Origin of the sequence: Limimaricola litoreus (assembly GCF_024159025.1) — a bacterium.
Taxonomy (GTDB): Bacteria; Pseudomonadota; Alphaproteobacteria; order Rhodobacterales; family Rhodobacteraceae; genus Limimaricola; species Limimaricola litoreus.
The window spans coordinates 1-1361 of sequence record NZ_JAMYXC010000193.1; the positions used below are offsets into that span (position 1 = coordinate 1).

Consider the following 1361-nt stretch of genomic DNA (forward strand, 5'->3'; position numbering starts at 1 on the left):
CGGGACGCACCGCCGCCGCTGGCCGAGGCCCGGCTCGCGGATGGAGCCCGTGCGACGGTGCGCAGCGACGGCGCAAAGCTGGTGCTGACGCTGGAGGGGCAGGGCGCGCTGGACGAGGCCGAGCGACGGGCCTTGGCCGAGCGGATGCTGGAGGTCATGGCGCAGGCGCAACAGGGCTGAGACCGGCCATGCGCAGCTCAGGAGCATCGCGCAGGGGACTGGTTTTGCAAGGCTTTGGCAGGGTGACGGAAGGGAAGCCGGGCTTTCCTTCCGCCCAAACGAAAAGCGGGGCCCCACGGGCCCCGCTTCGGTCGTCCGGTGATGATAGGGCTCAGGCGAGCGCCAGGTTCACCGCCGACTCGCGGCCGTCACGGCCGGATTCGATGTCGTAGGACACCTTCTGGTCATCGGCGAGACCGTTCAGGCCCGAACGCTCGACGGCCGAGATGTGGACGAAGACGTCCTTGCCGCCGGTGTCGGGCGCGATGAAGCCGAAGCCTTTGGTGGTGTTGAACCATTTCACGGTGCCAGTGGCCATATCCGTGTCTCCTGTCTTGTCGCTGCCCGCGACATGCGGCAGCTGCGGCGCGTTGCAGTCTGGATCGATCAACTGAGCCGGCCGAGCGGAGACAGAAGGGTCGAAAAAGCTAACGTCAGCCATTCGAATATGGGGGAGATGGCTCGAAAATCAAGCCTCGTCACCGATCGGCCCTCGCCCCGGTCCCGGCATCGCGGCCGGGAACGGTCCATGCCGACCGGGTGCGCCGGCATCTTCTGGTCGGGTCGGATGGGGGCTCGGGTGCCGCGCGAGCGGCGTTTTTCATGCGGGCTTCGAGACGGCGCGACGCGCGCCTGTCATCACCGGGCATCGGCTTGGGCGTCGGCGCCCCCCGACATGCGGGGGGCGATGCGGATCACATGTAGATCGCGCCGCCGAAGATCTTGCGCACCATTTCGGCGCGGGTGGTGCCGAGCGCTTCGAGGTCCTTGTCGCTCATCTCGTTGAGACGCTGAACCTGCTTCATGCGCGGGCCGGCTTCGGCCATGGCGATCAGCCCGCGGCCGATCATGGCAAAGGGGGCGACCGCGAGGCCGAGAAGGCGGGAGGGGGCGGTGGCGGTGGTGGTCTGCGCCATGTCTCTGGACTTTCTGTGTTTTGCCGTGTTGAGCCAGATATGCGCCCCGCATGGCCCCGCGACAACCGACGATGCGGCAGGGCCGGTCTGCGCTCAGTGCAAGGCGCGCGCGGCCTCGCGCCCTGAGATCAGCGCCGCCTCGATGGTCTGGGGCAGAGGCGGGGCGAGCCAGTCGCCCGCGAGCGCCAGATTGTCATGCGGGCGGCGCGGCGGTCGGGCGGCCAG

Annotated in this window: 4 protein-coding genes; 1 reads left to right on the forward strand and 3 read right to left on the reverse strand. The window is 68.7% G+C overall.

Annotation, left to right across the window (positions count from 1 at the left end; translation table 11 throughout):
• Positions 1-180: hypothetical protein (locus NHG85_RS12395; RefSeq protein ID WP_253332801.1), on the forward strand; the 180-nt coding region annotated here is incomplete at its 5' end.
• Between the two features lie 151 nt (positions 181-331).
• On the opposite strand, the gene NHG85_RS12400 is transcribed toward NHG85_RS12395, so the two are convergent.
• From NHG85_RS12400 to NHG85_RS12410, 3 genes are all read right to left on the reverse strand, one after another.
• Positions 332-538: a cold-shock protein gene (locus NHG85_RS12400; RefSeq protein ID WP_253332806.1), complete on the reverse strand. Its 207-nt coding sequence runs from the start codon at positions 536-538 to the stop codon at positions 332-334.
• A 376-nt stretch (positions 539-914) separates the two neighbouring features.
• Positions 915-1136 carry a DUF1127 domain-containing protein gene (locus NHG85_RS12405; RefSeq protein WP_253332803.1) on the reverse strand — a complete coding sequence of 74 codons (222 nt, stop codon included), beginning with the start codon at positions 1134-1136 and terminating at the stop codon, positions 915-917.
• A gap of 93 nt (positions 1137-1229) precedes the next feature.
• Positions 1230-1361 (reverse strand): FAD-dependent oxidoreductase, encoded by a 132-nt coding sequence (locus NHG85_RS12410; protein ID WP_256500408.1) that lies wholly within the window; start codon positions 1359-1361, stop codon positions 1230-1232.